Origin of the sequence: Janibacter terrae NBRC 107853, from assembly GCF_001591405.1 — a bacterium.
Taxonomy (GTDB): Bacteria; Actinomycetota; Actinomycetes; order Actinomycetales; family Dermatophilaceae; genus Janibacter; species Janibacter terrae.
In genome coordinates, this window is the sequence record NZ_BCUV01000007.1 from 676,268 (window position 1) to 690,500 (window position 14,233).

A 14,233-nucleotide genomic window follows, 5' to 3' on the forward strand; every position below is an offset into this window, starting at 1 on the left:
GACACCTCCAAGTTAGCCAACGGACCTGAGCGCCGCCGGGGGACCCCCTTCGCGTCCGCCGTGCTCGTCATCGAGGGGCGATGACCTCGCGACCGAGGAAGGGCTGGAGGGCCGCTGGCACGCGCACGGAGCCGTCGGCCTGCTGGTGGTTCTCGAGGAGCGCGACGATCGGACGGGTGCTCGTGATCGCGGTCCCGTTGAGCGTGGCGATCGTGCGCGTGCCGCCGCCCTCCGCGTTGCGCTCGCGGATGTTCAGACGACGCGCCTGGAAGGTCGTGCAGTTGCTCGTCGAGGTCAGCTCCCGGTACTTCGCCTGCGTCGGCACCCACGCCTCGCAGTCGTACTTGCGGCTCGCCGGCCCGCCGAGGTCACCGGCCGCGACGTCGATGACCCGGTAGGGCAGCTCGAGCGCCTCGAGGACCCGGCGCTCGATGCGCAGCAGGTTGTCGTGCTCGGCGACGGCGTCCTCGGGGCGGCAGAAGACGAACATCTCCGTCTTCTGGAACTGGTGCACCCGGAAGATGCCGCGGGTGTCCTTGCCGTAGCTGCCGGCCTCGCGGCGGTAGCAGGTCGAGGTCGAGACGTAGCGCAGCGGGCCCTGCGACAGGTCGAGGATCTCGTCGGCGTGGAAGCCGGCGAGCGCGACCTCGGAGGTGCCCGTGAGGTACAGGTCGTCGGCGGGGAGCTGGTAGACCTCGTCGCCGTGCGCGTCGAGGAAGCCGGCGCCGGCCATCGTCTCCGGACGCACGAGGTTGGGCACGACGAGGGGCGTGAACCCCTCCTCGCCGGCGATCCGCTGCGCCAGCCCCATGAGCGCCCACTCGAGCTGTGCACCGACCCCGCTGAGGTAGTAGAAGCGGCTGCCGCTCACCTTCGCGCCGCGCTCCATGTCGATGGCGCCGAGCAGCTCGCCGAGCTCGAGGTGGTCCCTGGGCTCGAAGCCCTCCGCGGCGAAGTCGCGTGGGGTACCGACCTCCTCGACGAGGTCGAAGTCCTCCTCGCCGCCCGCGGGCACGCCCGGCTGGATGACATTGCCGATGGCGCGAAGGGAGGTGTCCAGCTCCCCCTTCGCCTCGTCGGCCGCGGCCTCGAGCTCCTTGACCCGGGCCGACATCGCGGCCCCCTTGTCCCGCAGGGCGGCCGCCTCGGTCTCGAGGTCCGCGACGTCCTCCCCGGCCTTCTTCGCCCTGGCGAGCCGACCCATGACGGGACCGAGCTCCTTGCTCGCGGCCTTCTGCTCCGCCCGCGCGCTCTCGTAGGCCCCGATCGCCGCGCGGCGCCGCTCGTCGGCGGCGACCACCGCGTCGACGAGTGACTCGTCCTCGCCGCGGGCACGCTGGCTCGCTCGGACGGCATCGGGCTGGTCGCGCAGGAACTTGAGGTCGATCACGACACGCAGGATATCCGCGATGTGGACGCTGTCGGCCCGGCGCCCCGGCCCGGTCGACGACGGGCCCACGGCCTACGGTCCGGTAGCGTCACCGGCGTGTCGGACTGGACCCTCTTGGCGCTCGTCATCGCGCTCTCCCTCGTACTCGTCGGCGTCGCCGCTGCGCTCGTGCTCGCCGGCCCCGGCGCCCCGAGCGCTCGGCACCGCAAGCCCCGCCCGACCCGCGGCAGCTTCCGCAAGGACAAGGACGCACGGGAGACGCCCCGGCGGGCAGCGATCATCATCAACCCGACGAAGTTCACCGACGTCGCCGCGACCCGCGCCGAGCTCGCGGCCGCGAGCACCCAGCTCGGCTGGGCCGAGCCGCTCTTCATCGAGACCACGATCGACGACCCGGGGACCGGCCAGACGCGCCAGGCGCTCGACGAGGGCGTCCACGTCGTCTGCCCGCTCGGCGGTGACGGCACCATCCGCGCGGTCGCCGTGGCCCTCGCCGGCACGCGCACGCCCATGGGACTGCTCCCCCGCGGCACGGGCAACCTCCTGGCCCGCAACCTCGACATCCCCGTCGGCGTGGACCTCGTCCCCGCCCTCCGGGTCGCGTACAACGGTCGCAACAAGGCCATCGACGTGGCGTGGCTCGAGCTCGACCCCGCCGAGGAGCCGGCGACCGAGGACTCCGGGCAGGCCGAGCACCCGGTCGAGGGTCCGCCGGTGCAGCGCCACCCCTTCCTCGTCATGGCGGGCATGGGCTTCGACGCGGAGATCATGGACGGCACGAGCGAGGACCTCAAGGCCAGGGTGGGCTGGTCGGCCTACTTCGTCACCGGGCTGCGCAAGCTCTTCGTCACCCGCTTCCGCGTGCGGTGGAGCGTGGACGGACGGGAGCAGGACCCGGTGAGCGCCCGGAGCTTCCTCGTCTGCAACTGCGGCACCCTGCAGGGCGGGATCCAGCTCGTCCCGAGCGCCAGGCTCGAGGACGGTCTGCTCGACGGCGTGGTCGTCGCCCCGAGGACGCTCATCGGCTGGGGCTCGGTCGCGGTCCGCGTCCTCGGCCGCAGCATGCGCGACGGCTCCGAGCTGATCCGCACCTCCGGCTCGGTCTACACCGCCGAGGTCGACGAGCCGCACCCCGTGCAGGTCGACGGCGACGTCATCGGGGAGGCCTCGCGGCTGCGGGTGAGCGTCGACCCGCAGGCCCTGATCGTGCGCGTGGCCGGCGCCTAGCCGGGAGGCGAGGCCTTGCGTGGGCGGCGCCGAGCGAAGGGGGGTCACCCCACCGCGTCGAGCACCAGCCGGACCAGCGCCTGCGGTTCGGCCGTGAGGTCCAGACGGACACCGTCCTCGTCCGGGCCGAGCGGCTCGAGGGTGGTGATCTGCGACTGCAGGAGCGACGCGGGCATGAAGTGCCCCCGGCGCCCCGCGAGTCGCTCGGCGAGGACCTCCGCCGAGCCGTCGAGGTGGGCGAAGACCACCCGGTGCCCTGCACCGAGAGCCGCGACGTCCGCGCGCAGCACGTCGCGGTAGGCCCGCTTGAGGGCGGAGCAGGTGATGACGGTGTCCTCGCCGCGGGCCGCGTGCTCGGCCATCCACGCCGCGAGGTCCCTCAGCCAGGGCCACCGGTCCTCGTCGGTGAGCGGCGTGCCGCTCGCCATCTTGTCGATGTTGGCCTGCGGGTGGAAGGCGTCGGCCTCCGCGAAGATCCATCCGGTGCGGTCGGCGACCCCCTCGGCCACCGTCGTCTTGCCGCTCCCGGAGACGCCCATGACGACGACGTGGGTGGTCACGTCAGAGCACCAGGCTCAGGGCGAAGGCGATGAGGAACCCGACGACGCCGATGAGCGTCTCCATGACGGTCCACGTCTTGAGCGTCGTCTTCTCGTCCATGCCCAGGAAGCGCCCGACGAGCCAGAAGCCCGAGTCGTTGACGTGCGACAGCACCGTGGCACCGCCGGCGATCGCGAGGACGATGAGCACCAGGTCGATCGAGCTCAGCCCCGACGTCGCCTCGATCGTCGGGGCCATGAGGCCGGCGGCGGTCGTCAGGGCAACGGTCGCGCTGCCCTGCGCGATGCGCAGCGTGGCGGCGACGACGAAAGCCGCGACGATGACGGGCAGCCCGGTCGACTCCAGCGTGCCCGCGAGCGCCTGGCCGATGCCGCTGGCGCGCAGGACCCCGCCGAACATGCCGCCGGCACCCGTGATGAGGATGATCGCGCACACCGGCCCGAGTGCGTCGTTCAGGATCGACTCCGTCATCGCCCTGGACCGGTTGCGCCAGCCGAGGGCCACCATCGCGAAGAGGGTCGTGATGAGCAGCGCGATCGGCGTCTTGCCGATGATGCGCAGCGCGTTGACCCACGTGGCGTCACCGTCGACCACACCCGACGTGGCGAGCGTGTTGAGGCCGGTGTCGACGAAGATCAGGACCATCGGGAGCAGGAGCACCGTGAGCACGAGAGCGAAGGACGGGAGGCGGGTCTCCCCCTTCGCCCCTGCCACGTCGCCCCCGGAGAGCAGGTCGGGGACGTCGACCATGTACCGGCTGCCGGCCCACAGGCCGTAGAGATAGGACGCGACGTACCAGGTCGGCAGACCGACGAGGAGACCGAAGACGAGGAGCAGGCCGATGTCGGCGCCGACGAGCTCGGCCGAGGCGACCGGGCCGGGGTGCGGCGGCACGAAGGCGTGCATGACGGCGAAGGCACCGGCCGCGGGGAAGGCGTAGCGCAGGACCGACCCGCCGAAACGCCGCGCGACGCTGAAGATGATCGGCAGCATGACGACGAGGCCGGCGTCGAAGAAGATCGGGAAGCCGAAGAGCAACGACGCGATGCCGAGGGCGAAGGGGGCCCGGTCCTCGCCGAATCGTGCGATGAGGGTGTCCGCGAGCACCTGGGCCCCGCCGGTCACCTCGAGGAGCCGGCCGATCATCGCGCCCAGCCCGACGAGGAGCGCGACCGAGGCGAGGGTCTGGCCGAAGCCGTCGGTCATCGTCGTCACGACGTCGGCGGGCGCGATCCTCGTCGCGAGCGCGGTGAGGAAGCTGACGAGCACGAGGGCCACGAAGGCGTGGACCTTGAAGCGGATGATCAGCACGAGCAGCAGCGCCACGGCCGCTGCGGCGATGGCGAGCAGGACCCCGGAGCCGTAGGCAGGCTCAGTGACGGCGTCCTCGACGAGAAACATCGGTGTCTCCTACGGGTGGCGTGGGGCAGGCCCACGTCGGCCCGCGGCGCCCACTGTGACAAAAGTATGCTTATTGCGCAAGAGCGCACCGTCGTCGTGGGGCCAGGACGCCCGCCTCTGCGACAATCCGCTCCATGACCAGCACGCGGGGCGGGGGCCTGCACCACACGGTGCTCACGCAGATCGGGTCCGACCTCATGGACGGACGCCTGTCGGCCGGCGACGTGTTCTCCATGGAGCAGTTCGAGGCCCGCTACGGCGTCTCGCGGACCGTCGTGCGCGAGGTCATCAAGGTGCTCGAGTCGATCGGCGTGGCGTCCTCACGCCGCCGCGTCGGCGTGACGATCCAGCCGGAGGACTCCTGGGAGGCGCTCAGCCCGGTGATCATCCACTGGCGCCTGGAGGGACCGCAGCGCCTCTCCCAGCTGCGCGAGGTGAGCGAGCTGCGCCGGGGCATCGAACCGCAGGCCGCCCGGCTCGCCTCCCAGCGCGCCACCGCCGAGCAGGTCGAGCAGCTGCGCGCCGCCGCCTCGGGGATGGCGAGCACTGGGCCACGGGGAGACCTGTGGCCCTACCTGCAGCACGACATCGCCTTCCACCGGACTCTGCTCGAGGCCTCGGGCAACGCGCTGCTGTCGGGCTTCGCCCCCTTCGTCGCCGAGGCACTCACCGGCCGCACGGAGCACGACCTCATGCCGCAGATCCCCGAGCAGAGGGCCATCGACTGGCACGTCGAGGTCGCGGCGGCCGTCGCCGCGGGTCACGCCGAGCTCGCGGAGGAGGCCACCCGTCGCATCGTCACCGAGGCCCAGGCGGCGATGGAGGGCGCCGAGGAGGGTGCGGCGAAGGAGTGAGGGCCTCGACCGGACCGATGCCGTCCTCACGGTGGCGCTCGATCCAGCTCATGGCGGGCGTGACGAGGACGCCGTGGGCGACGACGGACAGCACGATGGTGAAGGTGACCGTCGACCACAGCCAGCGTTCGCCCTCGACCGGTGCGTGCCCGGCCGCGTAGGCCAGGTAGTACAGCGAGCCGATGCCCCGCACGCCGAAGAAGGCGGTCACGGCTCGCTCCCGGACGTCCAGCCCGTGGATCCGCCCACCGCGCCGCCGGCCGATCCACAGGCCGGCGGCGCCGGCCAGTGGCCGCGCGACGAGCACGACTCCCGCGCCGAGGAGTGCGCCGCGCGCGTCGAGGTGCCCGAGGATCCCGCGCGTGAGCGCCACGCCCAGCAGCAGGAGGATGACGAAGACGAGCAGGTGCTCGAGCCGGTTGACGAACTCGTGCATGTGGCGGTGGTAGACGTGGTCGCGGTCCGCTGACCGGATGGTCATCGCCGTCACGAAGACGGCCAGGAACCCGTATCCCCCGAGGAGCTCGCTGGCCCCGTAGGCGGCCAACACGGCGGCCAGCGCGAAGGTCGGCTCTCCCAGGTCAGCGGTGCGTACCGCCGGGTTCGGGGCGCGGAAGGCGAGCTTGGCCAGCAGCCACCCGGCCGCGACGCCCACGACGACCCCCACCGCCACCTTGCCGACGAGGTCCCAGAGGAGCCAGCGCGGCCCCCAGTCGGACACGGCACCGGCGGTGAGCATGAGGATCGCCGCGTGGACGAAGGGGAAGGCCAGCCCGTCGTTGAGCCCTGCCTCCGAGGTCAGGGCGAAGCGGACCTCGTCGCGCTCGTCGACCGGGGAGTCGTCGGTCTCCACCGCCGGCCCCTCCACCTGCACGTCGCTCGCGAGCACGGGATCGGTGGGAGCGAGCACGGCACCCAGCAGGAGCGCGGTCGCGGGCGCGAGCCCACCGACGGTCCACCCGAGCAGCGCCACCGCGCCGATGGTCAGCGGCATCGTCACCAGGAGCAGCCCCCACGTCGCCCCCCAGGCTCGGAAGGTGCCCGGCCGACGCAGGGACAGCGGGCGGTCCAGGGCGAGACCCACGCCCATGAGCGCCACGAGCACGGTGAACTCGGTGACGTGCTCGACGATCACCCGGGAGTCCACGGGGTCGAGATTGGCGCCGTCGGGCACGGGCAGCAGGCCGATGGCCATGCCCAGACCGATCAGCACCATCGGCGCGGAGACGGCCAGCTTCCGAGTCAGGCCCGGGAGGACGACGGCGACGAGGAGGGCCAGCCCCGCGACGAGGAACGCGGCATCGGCAGGCATGGACGTACATTACGGCGCTGCGGCGCCCCGGACTGCACGTGGCGCCACGCGACGCGTCCCGGTCACGGCAGGTGGTCGACGTCCTCCCCGGTCGCCAGGTCGCCGCACTCGACACCGACGGCGCCGTGCCGTCGCAGATACGGGCCGGCCCCCCGGTCCCCGGAGAGCCCGGCGACGAGCGGGCCCCAGTGGTCCCGGCCGACGAGCACCGGGTGCCCGACCCGCCCGCGGTACACCGCTCGACGCAGGGTGCCGGCGTCCACGTGCGACGCCAGCAGCCGTCGCGCCACCGCCGCGGTGACGTCCGGCAGGTCCACGAGGTGGATGAGGACGGCGTCCGCGTCACCGTCGTCGAGGGTGCGCAGCCCGTGCGCCAACGAGGTGCCGAGGCCCTCTGCCCAGTCGGGGCAGTGCGTGTACGTCGTCCTCGGCAGCGTCGGCCCGACCGGGCCGCCGGCGCCCAGGACGACGGTCGTCGCGGCGCAACCCCCTTCGTCCAGGACGGCGACCGCCCGGGCCAACCACGATGTGCCGTCCGGGTCGGTCATGAGGGCCTTGGGCCGGCCCATCCGACGGCCCGCCCCGGCCGCGAGCACGAGCCCGTGGACGGTCGTCACGTGCGCCGGCCCCCGACCGTGCGCCCACTCATCCCCCGTCCCCGTCCCCGTCGACCGCGTACCAGCGGTCCTCGTCGGGCACGCGCCCGTCCGGGTAGCTGCGGGCCAACTCGGCGAGCGTCGGGCGGGGCGGCTGGCGGACCTCGTCCGGCAGCAGCGCGGTGATGGCGTCGAAGACCCGCTCCATGTCGCGCGCCACGGATCGGCGCTTCAGCTCCACCGGCTCGCCGAAGGTCACGGTGACCTCGGGCCGCCGGAGCACCTGGGTGACCCGGGGCAGCCTCGACGAGCGCGGCCAGACCTGCTCGGTGCCGGTGATGGCGAAGGGGATGACGGGCACCTTGGTCAGCTGGGCCAGGCGCGCTGCGCCGGGGTACCCGGACATGCCCGGCTCGAAGAAGTCGATGCCGCGCGGGATCGTGCCCTCGGGCATCATCGCGACCAGCTCGCCGCCGGCGAGCGCGCGGACCGCGGCCGCGAAGGCGTCCGGGCTGTCCGGGTCGTCCCCGCGGCGGTCGACGCTGATGCCGCCACCTGCTCGGAAGAAGGCACCGAGGCCGGGGACGTCGAAGAGCTCCTTCTTGCCGAGGAACCGGGCGGAGCGGCTCGTGCGCCCCATGGCCACGAGCATCGCCATGGCGTCGAAGTACGAGCGGTGGTTGCCGACGAGGATCGCCGGCCCGACCCTCGGGACGTTGTCGACGCCCCGGATGGAGAACCGAGCGTAGGGGAAGAGCTCGGGGCGGGCGAGCAGCGCGAGGCTGCGCTGCAGCTCCAGGCCGATGACGGGCAGCTTGAAGACGCCGGGGGAGGTGTCGAAGTGCAGGACGGGCCAGCGGGCGGCCACCGCGAGCGCCTGCAGGCGAGGGTCCGGGTTGACCGCGCCCGGGTTGCCGACCGCGCGCAGCAGGGGCGCGTCGTAGATCGAGTCCGAGTACGCGAAGGACGCGTCGAGGTCGACGCCCTGCTGCTCCGCCCAGTCGCGCACGGCGGCGATCTTGCCCATCGACCACACGAAGTGCCCGTCGTGGCGGCCGGTGAAGCGGCCGTCCTCCCCCACCTCGTACCGGGTGGCGATGACGGCATCGATGCCGAGGCGCTCGGCGAGCGGCCGGACGAGGTGCTCGGGCGTCGTCGTCGCGAGGACGACGAGCCGCCCGGCGTCGTGGTGCTCCTCGATGAGCATCCTGGCGAAGGGCCCGACGAGCGGCTCGAGCACGTCGGCCGCGACCTCCGCGGCCTCGTCGAAGGCGTCGGCCGCCCGGCCGCGGGCGACGTGGACGGCTTGCCGGGCGAGGGCGATCGAGCCGAGGGACTCCCCGAGGAGGTTGAAGTACCCGAAGACGAGCGACTCGCCCGGCAGCCGGGCCGAGACGACCCCCGTCTGCCGCATGGCCGCGGACAGGGCGGGCCCGGAGGCCTTGGGCAGGAGGGTGCGGTCGAGGTCGAAGAACGCGGCGGCCGTCATGCGCTCGAGGCTAACGGCGGATCCCCCGCCGGAGCGGCCCCGCGGGGCCTAACGTGGGTCACATGAGCGACGACGCCCAGACCCTGTCCAGCAGCCATGTCGCCGAGGCCGCCCCGCGGGGGTGGCGCGAGATCGACGGCACCCTCCGCACCCGCCTGCGCACCGCGGACTACCCGGCCGCGGTCGAGCTCGTGACCCGCATCGCCCGGGTCGCCGACGCCGCCGACCACCACCCCGACATCGACCTGCGCTACAACTGGGTCGGGCTGCTCCTCGTGAGCCACGACGTGGGTGGCCTGACCAGTCGCGACCTCCAGCTGGCGGGCGAGATCTCCCGCATCGCCGAGGAGCTCGGGGCCGAGCACGACCCGCACGTCGTCGTCGCGATGACCATCGGCATCGACACCGCGGACGCGAGCGCGATCCGTCCCTTCTGGCAGGCCCTCACCGGGCACGAGCCGGCGAAGGGGGACCCGGACGTCCTCCCTTCGCCCGACGGGCAGCTGCCGCAGATCTGGTTCCAGGAGAGCGCACCGCGCGAGGTCCGCAACCGGCTGCACCTCGACGTCTACATCCCCCACGACATCGCGCAGGAGCGCGTCGACGCGGCCATCGCGGCGGGCGGGCGTCTCGTCACCGACGAGTTCGCGCCGGCGTGGTGGGTCCTCGCCGACGCCGACGGCAACGAGGCCTGCGTGTGCACCTGGCAGGACCGGCGGGACTGAGCAGCGCCGGGACGAAGGGGGGACCCCCTTCGTCCTAGTGCCGGCCCCTGCCCTCGAAGGCCCGCGCGGCCGCGGTCGCGGCCGGCAGCCGTGAGGACCTCATGCCCGGTCCGAGCCGGCGCAGCTGGCTCGAGGTGACCCGGGTCCCCTGCTCCATCACGGTGTCGGCGGCCGCTCGGGCCCCACCGGTCCCGGTGTACTCCTGCTGCCCGTTGCTCCCCCAGCGCACGAGGATCTGGCCGAGGTCCTTCGCCGTCGCGACGTAGAAGACGAAGCTGTCGTAACCGCCACCGGTGGGTGCGGCGCTCGAGCGGGTCCACCGCTTGCCGTCCCAGCCGATGACGAAGCCGAGGTTGGCGGTCGCGGGGAGCACGTCGTCGACGACGCCCCACCAGCTCGGGCCCTGCCCCAGGAGGGCCTGGCGGTTGCGCTTCTCGGCCGCGGCGTCACGGCGGGTGTCGGGGTTACTCTGGCCGGCCAGCACCGCCCGCCCGTCCTTGAGCCGCACGAGGTAGCCCCACTGGCCGATCTCCATCTCGTAGACCCAGTCGCCGTCGGTGGCGCGGGGTCCGGTGCCCCCCTCGGAGACCCCGGCGCCGACCCACATGGCGGCATAGGCCGCCCACCGGTTGCGCAGGTCGTCCGGCGAGGCCAGGTCGACGGGGACCATCGAGGCGGGGCCGGACGGGCTCGGCGCCTCGTCACCGCCGGATCCCTCACTCGGGTCGCTACCGCCCGCGGGCGTGTGCGTCGTGGACCCGATCTCCACCGGGGGCTCGTCCTCGGCGCAGGCGGTGAGCGCGGTGGATCCGGCAGCACCCAGTGCGGCCAGCAGGGCACGGCGGGAGATCTGCTCCACGGGTCCTCCTTGCGGGTCTCGGGACGACGATACGGGCCGGGCCTCGCGAGCGAGGGCACGGCCCGCGTGAGAACCTTGGGCCCGTGCGCCCATCGTCCCGACGCCCCTCCCCCCGTGCGACCGCCATCACCGTGGCGACGCTCGTGCTGGGCCTGGCGGCGTGCGGCTCGGGGCCGGAGGCCCCGCCGACGACGGTGACCGTCACGACCTCCGCCGACGGCGCGGAGACCCTCGACCAGCCGGAGCAGCAGCAGATCGACGCCGCCACCGCGCGCCGCGCGCTGCCGACGATCAAGGACGCGCCAGGCGGCTTCGCCACGTGGACGACCAAGCTCACCGAGGGCGGGCAGACCTACGACCCGCAGGTGTGCGCGCACATCACCCTCGACGGCCCGCAGGAGCGCAAGTTCCGCGACGCCCACCGCAAGGTCCGCGAGTACAGCCGCTTCACCAGCCCCCGCTCCGTCACCGACGAGTCGGTGACGACGATCGTCGAGTCCTACGACGAGCCCTACCCCCTCGAGTTCTTCGACCAGGCCGGCCAGTACCTCGCCGAGTGCGCCTCGTACACGACGACGCCTGACGACGGCGGCTCCTCGACGACCCGCACGACGCGGGCGATCAGCACCCCGAGCGTCGGCGACCGCTCCTTCGCCGTGCGCCTCACCTTCGGCGCGGGCGGGGAGGGGATCTCCGTCGACCGCCTCTACGTGCGCAGCGGCCACAACCTCGTCACCGTCTGGTACATCAAGGGCGGGGAGCCCTACGACGGCGCCGCCATGACGAAGTACGCAGAGAAGACCCTCGCCGAGCTGAAGAAGACAACATGACCTCTCGCACCCGAGCCACCCCCTTCGCGCTCACGGCCGTCGCCGCCCTCGCCCTGACCGCCTGCGGCGGCGACGCCCAGCCGGCCGCCTCGGGCACCTCGGGCGAGGTGACCCCGAGCAGCAGCGCCACGACGGTCGAGGAGCTCACCGCGCCGGAGCAGCAGCAGCTCACCGCGGCGGAGATCAAGCGGGCGCTGCCGACGCGTGAGGAGGCCCCGCGGGGCTTCGTCCAGGACACCAGCGGGTTCGACACCCGCCGGGCGAGCCAGCGCCGGGCCGACCCGCAGGCCTGCCTGGCCGTCTTCCTCGACACCCCGCAGATGCGCACCTGGAAGTCGGAGCACCTCGCCGACGGCGAGGGCGTGCGCTACACGCGCAACAGCGGCGAGGACGACTCGGTCGGCCAGCCGAGCATCTCCGTCGCGGTCTACAGCTACGACGAGGCCTTCCCGACGCGCTTCCTCGACGAGGCCGGTGCGGCCCTCGCCGACTGCGCGACCTTCCGCACGGCCGTCTCGCCCGGCTCCGAGATGAGCGACTGGTCCGCGACCAACATCCAGACGCCGGTCCTCGGCGAGCAGAGCCTCGGGGTGCGGGCGGGCTCGCGCGAGCTCGACTCCGCCATCGACTACCTCTGGGTGCGCAGCGGCCACAACCTCGTCCACGTGCGCATGCTCACCGGGTTCCGCGCGGACAACTCGGACATCCTCCAGGAGTACGCCGAGGGCGTCCTCGACGACCTGGCGTGAGCCGACGACGAGCCGGACGACAAGCCTGACGACAGGGGAGCAGACATGGGGACACCACGCACCGTCCGAGGGATCGGCCTGGTCGCCGCCCTCGCCGTCGTCACCGCCGGGTGCGTCCCCGGCCTCGGCGGCGAGGACCCGGCGAGCTCGACCCCGCCGCCGGTCGGCCACGGCCGGCTGAGCGAGGAGCAGGCCGCGTCGGTGCTGCCGGGCGACGACCAGATGCCGTCCGGGTTCCGCCGCGACACCGTCGAGCAGGAGACGAGTGGCGACGACCCCCAGGCGACGGCCTACCCCGCCACCTGCCTCGACGTGCGCCTCGCCGGTGACGTCGGCAAGGACCTGCGCACGCACCGCACGGCCCGCGCCAAGCGCGCCTGGGCCGGGGAGGTCGGAGGGTCGCTGACGGTGACCGTCTCGAGCCACGACGTCGCCGTCCCGACGCAGCTCTTCGACGACGCCGGCGCCGCGCAGGGGGAGTGCGCCACCTTCCAGCTCATCGACGAGTCCGGCACGTCCTCGTGGAAGCTCAGCCCCGTGACCTTCCCGCCGCTCGGTGAGCGGACCTACTCCATGCGCGTCGAGTCGACGACCGAGGGCGATGTCTTCAAGGGAGGCGTCGTGCAGGTCGCCGGCATCTCCGTCGGCCACAACCTCGTCCACGTCGTCTACGCGGCCGGCCCCGGCTCGAGGTACGACTCGCGGGTCGTCGAGACGGTGGCCCGCACGACCGTCGACAACCTCGAGGCCCTGTGAGACGCCCCCTTCGCCCCGCCGCGGCGCTCGCCGCGCTCGCCCTCGTCCTCCCCGGCTGCGGCCTCGTCGACGACCCGCAGCCCGCGGAGGACCTCGGGACGCTCACGGGGGCCGGTCGACCGCTGGACGAAGGGGGCCTGCGCAGCGCCCTCCCGTCCCCCGGCGACCTCGGCGACGGGTGGGGCGCGGACCCGGCCGGCACGCTCTTCGAGACGCGGGCCGCCGAGGTCACCCCGTCCTCGTGCGCCCCGCTCGTGCTCAAGGGGCCCGGCTGGGACGAGGTGCAGCAGACCAGCCGCGGGCGGGCCCAGGCCAACTTCGCCGCGAGCGACAACCAGCCCCCGCCGGGCACGCAGCGCCGCCACGTCGCGGTGTGGGCCTACTCCTACGACGAGCCGTACCCGGTGCGGCTCTTCGACGAGGCGGGCGCCGAGGTCGCGGACTGCTCGCAGTTCAGCATCGTGCAGCGCGACACCGGCAACAGCAGCGCGTACGAGGCCGACGCGCTGACCTTCCCCGCGCTCGGCGACCGCACCCTCGCCCTGCGCCTCACGATCCACCAGACGATGGAGACGCTCACCATGGACTTCGTCGCCGTCAAGGTCGGTCACAACACCTTCACGGTCGTCAACGGCACGTACAACGGCACCCCCGACACCGCGCTCACCGAGCGCACCGCCCGCGCGACCCTCGACGGGCTCGAGGAGGCGTCGTGAGGATCCTGCCCGCGACCGTCGCCGCGCTCACCTGCCTGGTGCTCTCGGGGTGCGTGACCCCCTTCGCCCCCGAGCGGACGTCCACCGCACCGTCCACGACGTCGACCTCGCCCGTGCCGCCACCCGACCCCGGGCTCGAGCGGGCCGGCCGTGAGCTCACCCGCGACGAGGCCGAGGCGGCGCTGCCCCCGCTGCCGAAGGGCGCGACCGAGCAGCCCTCCGACACCGGCGCCGAGCAGCGCACCTCCGACCCGGCCGAGTGCGTCGACGTCCTGCGCCTCGGCTGGCACTACCGCAACCTGCGGCAGCAGCGGGCGAGCCAGGCCAACCTCAGCTGGTCCGAGGGCACGGGCGACGCCCTGCGCACCATGTCGGTCAGCATCACCTCGGTGACGCGCCCGGTCGGCCCCGGCATCCTCACCGCGGCGGGCGAGGCGGCCGGCGGCTGCGCCACCTTCTCCCTCTACGGCCGGGACGAGCTCGGTGACTTCGACCTGCGGCTGCTCACCGAGCCGCGCACCATCTCCCCGGTCGGCGAGCAGGCCTTCGCGGTGCGGGTGACGACCTTCGACCGCGTGGGCGGGAAGACCGCCCGGGTCCACATCGACCAGATGAGCTACCGCGTCGGCCACAACCTCGTGACGGTCCAGCAGGTCGGCACCGACGAGTCCCTGACGATGGAGCCCGTCGAGCAGCTGGCCGCCGACGTCCTCGCCCGTCTCGAGCAGTAGCCGCGTCACCCGCACGCGTGCCGGCAGCGGGCGACCT

General features: G+C 73.3%; 15 protein-coding genes. 8 read left to right on the forward strand and 7 right to left on the reverse strand.

The window, feature by feature from the left end:
* Positions 1-67 precede the first annotated feature (67 nt).
* Positions 68-1,390: a serine--tRNA ligase gene (gene serS / locus JT1_RS12880; RefSeq protein ID WP_068329211.1), complete on the reverse strand. Its 1,323-nt coding sequence runs from the start codon at positions 1,388-1,390 to the stop codon at positions 68-70.
* A gap of 96 nt (positions 1,391-1,486) precedes the next feature.
* Here serS and JT1_RS12885 point away from each other — a divergent pair, with 96 nt between their 5' ends.
* A complete protein-coding gene (locus JT1_RS12885) occupies positions 1,487-2,617 on the forward strand; it encodes a diacylglycerol/lipid kinase family protein (RefSeq protein ID WP_068329220.1) in 1,131 nt (376 codons plus the stop codon).
* A 44-nt stretch (positions 2,618-2,661) separates the two neighbouring features.
* Here JT1_RS12885 and JT1_RS12890 read toward each other — a convergent pair whose 3' ends face one another.
* Together JT1_RS12890 and JT1_RS12895 are read right to left on the reverse strand one after the other, a co-directional pair.
* A complete protein-coding gene (locus JT1_RS12890) occupies positions 2,662-3,177 on the reverse strand; it encodes a gluconokinase (protein ID WP_082807663.1) in 516 nt (171 codons plus the stop codon).
* A gap of 1 nt (position 3,178) precedes the next feature.
* The gene (locus JT1_RS12895; protein ID WP_068327132.1) at positions 3,179-4,579 is read right to left on the reverse strand and encodes a GntP family permease; all 1,401 of its coding nucleotides are present in this window, start codon (positions 4,577-4,579) and stop codon (positions 3,179-3,181) included.
* Positions 4,580-4,713: 134 nt separating this feature from the next.
* On the opposite strand from JT1_RS12895, the gene JT1_RS12900 reads away from it, so the two are divergent.
* Positions 4,714-5,433 carry a FadR/GntR family transcriptional regulator gene (locus tag JT1_RS12900; RefSeq protein ID WP_068327135.1) on the forward strand — a complete coding sequence of 240 codons (720 nt, stop codon included), beginning with the start codon at positions 4,714-4,716 and terminating at the stop codon, positions 5,431-5,433.
* Here the strand turns inward: JT1_RS12900 and JT1_RS12905 are convergent.
* The 3 genes from JT1_RS12905 to JT1_RS12915 all read right to left on the reverse strand — a co-directional run bounded on the left by JT1_RS12905 (position 5,378) and on the right by JT1_RS12915 (position 8,830).
* The gene (locus JT1_RS12905) at positions 5,378-6,745 is read right to left on the reverse strand and encodes a cation:proton antiporter (protein ID WP_082807664.1); all 1,368 of its coding nucleotides are present in this window, start codon (positions 6,743-6,745) and stop codon (positions 5,378-5,380) included. The genes JT1_RS12900 and JT1_RS12905 overlap by 56 nt on opposite strands.
* Before the next feature lie 62 nt (positions 6,746-6,807).
* The gene (locus tag JT1_RS12910) at positions 6,808-7,362 is read right to left on the reverse strand and encodes a nucleotidyltransferase family protein (protein WP_082817226.1); all 555 of its coding nucleotides are present in this window, start codon (positions 7,360-7,362) and stop codon (positions 6,808-6,810) included.
* 28 nt (positions 7,363-7,390) lie between these two features.
* Positions 7,391-8,830, reverse strand: coding sequence for an HAD-IB family hydrolase (locus tag JT1_RS12915; RefSeq protein ID WP_068327138.1), 1,440 nt, complete (start codon positions 8,828-8,830; stop codon positions 7,391-7,393).
* Positions 8,831-8,892: 62 nt separating this feature from the next.
* On the opposite strand from JT1_RS12915, the gene JT1_RS12920 reads away from it, so the two are divergent.
* Entirely contained in the window at positions 8,893-9,555 is a 663-nt protein-coding gene (locus JT1_RS12920) for a 4a-hydroxytetrahydrobiopterin dehydratase (RefSeq protein ID WP_068327141.1), read from the forward strand.
* A 34-nt stretch (positions 9,556-9,589) separates the two neighbouring features.
* Here JT1_RS12920 and JT1_RS12925 read toward each other — a convergent pair whose 3' ends face one another.
* Positions 9,590-10,414 carry a hypothetical protein gene (locus tag JT1_RS12925; protein ID WP_068327144.1) on the reverse strand — a complete coding sequence of 275 codons (825 nt, stop codon included), beginning with the start codon at positions 10,412-10,414 and terminating at the stop codon, positions 9,590-9,592.
* Between the two features lie 83 nt (positions 10,415-10,497).
* Between JT1_RS12925 and JT1_RS12930 the strand changes: the two genes are divergently transcribed.
* The 5 genes from JT1_RS12930 to JT1_RS12950 are packed head-to-tail and all read left to right on the forward strand — an operon-like array spanning position 10,498 to position 14,196.
* Positions 10,498-11,244 carry a hypothetical protein gene (locus JT1_RS12930; protein WP_169701998.1) on the forward strand — a complete coding sequence of 249 codons (747 nt, stop codon included), beginning with the start codon at positions 10,498-10,500 and terminating at the stop codon, positions 11,242-11,244.
* Positions 11,241-11,993, forward strand: coding sequence for a hypothetical protein (locus JT1_RS12935; RefSeq protein WP_068327149.1), 753 nt, complete (start codon positions 11,241-11,243; stop codon positions 11,991-11,993). The genes JT1_RS12930 and JT1_RS12935 overlap by 4 nt, the downstream gene beginning before the upstream one ends.
* Positions 11,994-12,038: 45 nt before the next feature.
* On the forward strand, positions 12,039-12,749 hold the full coding sequence (locus JT1_RS12940) for a hypothetical protein (protein ID WP_068327152.1): 711 nt from the start codon (positions 12,039-12,041) through the stop codon (positions 12,747-12,749).
* The gene (locus JT1_RS12945; RefSeq protein ID WP_068327155.1) at positions 12,746-13,465 is read left to right on the forward strand and encodes a hypothetical protein; all 720 of its coding nucleotides are present in this window, start codon (positions 12,746-12,748) and stop codon (positions 13,463-13,465) included. Before JT1_RS12940 ends, JT1_RS12945 begins: the two co-directional genes overlap by 4 nt.
* Positions 13,462-14,196, forward strand: a complete 735-nt coding sequence (locus JT1_RS12950) for a hypothetical protein (RefSeq protein ID WP_068327158.1) — start codon at positions 13,462-13,464, stop codon at positions 14,194-14,196. The genes JT1_RS12945 and JT1_RS12950 overlap by 4 nt, the downstream gene beginning before the upstream one ends.
* The last annotated feature ends 37 nt before the right edge of the window (positions 14,197-14,233 follow it).

Coding starts and splice junctions, on each gene's coding strand:
- JT1_RS12900 (WP_068327135.1), top strand. CDS start 4,714: ATGACCAGCACGCGGGGCGGGGGCCTGCACCACACGGTGCTCACGCAG.
- JT1_RS12895 (WP_068327132.1), bottom strand. CDS start 4,579: ATGTTTCTCGTCGAGGACGCCGTCACTGAGCCTGCCTACGGCTCCGGG.
- JT1_RS12915 (WP_068327138.1), bottom strand. CDS start 8,830: ATGACGGCCGCCGCGTTCTTCGACCTCGACCGCACCCTCCTGCCCAAG.
- JT1_RS12940 (WP_068327152.1), top strand. CDS start 12,039: ATGGGGACACCACGCACCGTCCGAGGGATCGGCCTGGTCGCCGCCCTC.
- JT1_RS12920 (WP_068327141.1), top strand. CDS start 8,893: ATGAGCGACGACGCCCAGACCCTGTCCAGCAGCCATGTCGCCGAGGCC.
- JT1_RS12905 (WP_082807664.1), bottom strand. CDS start 6,745: ATGCCTGCCGATGCCGCGTTCCTCGTCGCGGGGCTGGCCCTCCTCGTC.
- JT1_RS12935 (WP_068327149.1), top strand. CDS start 11,241: ATGACCTCTCGCACCCGAGCCACCCCCTTCGCGCTCACGGCCGTCGCC.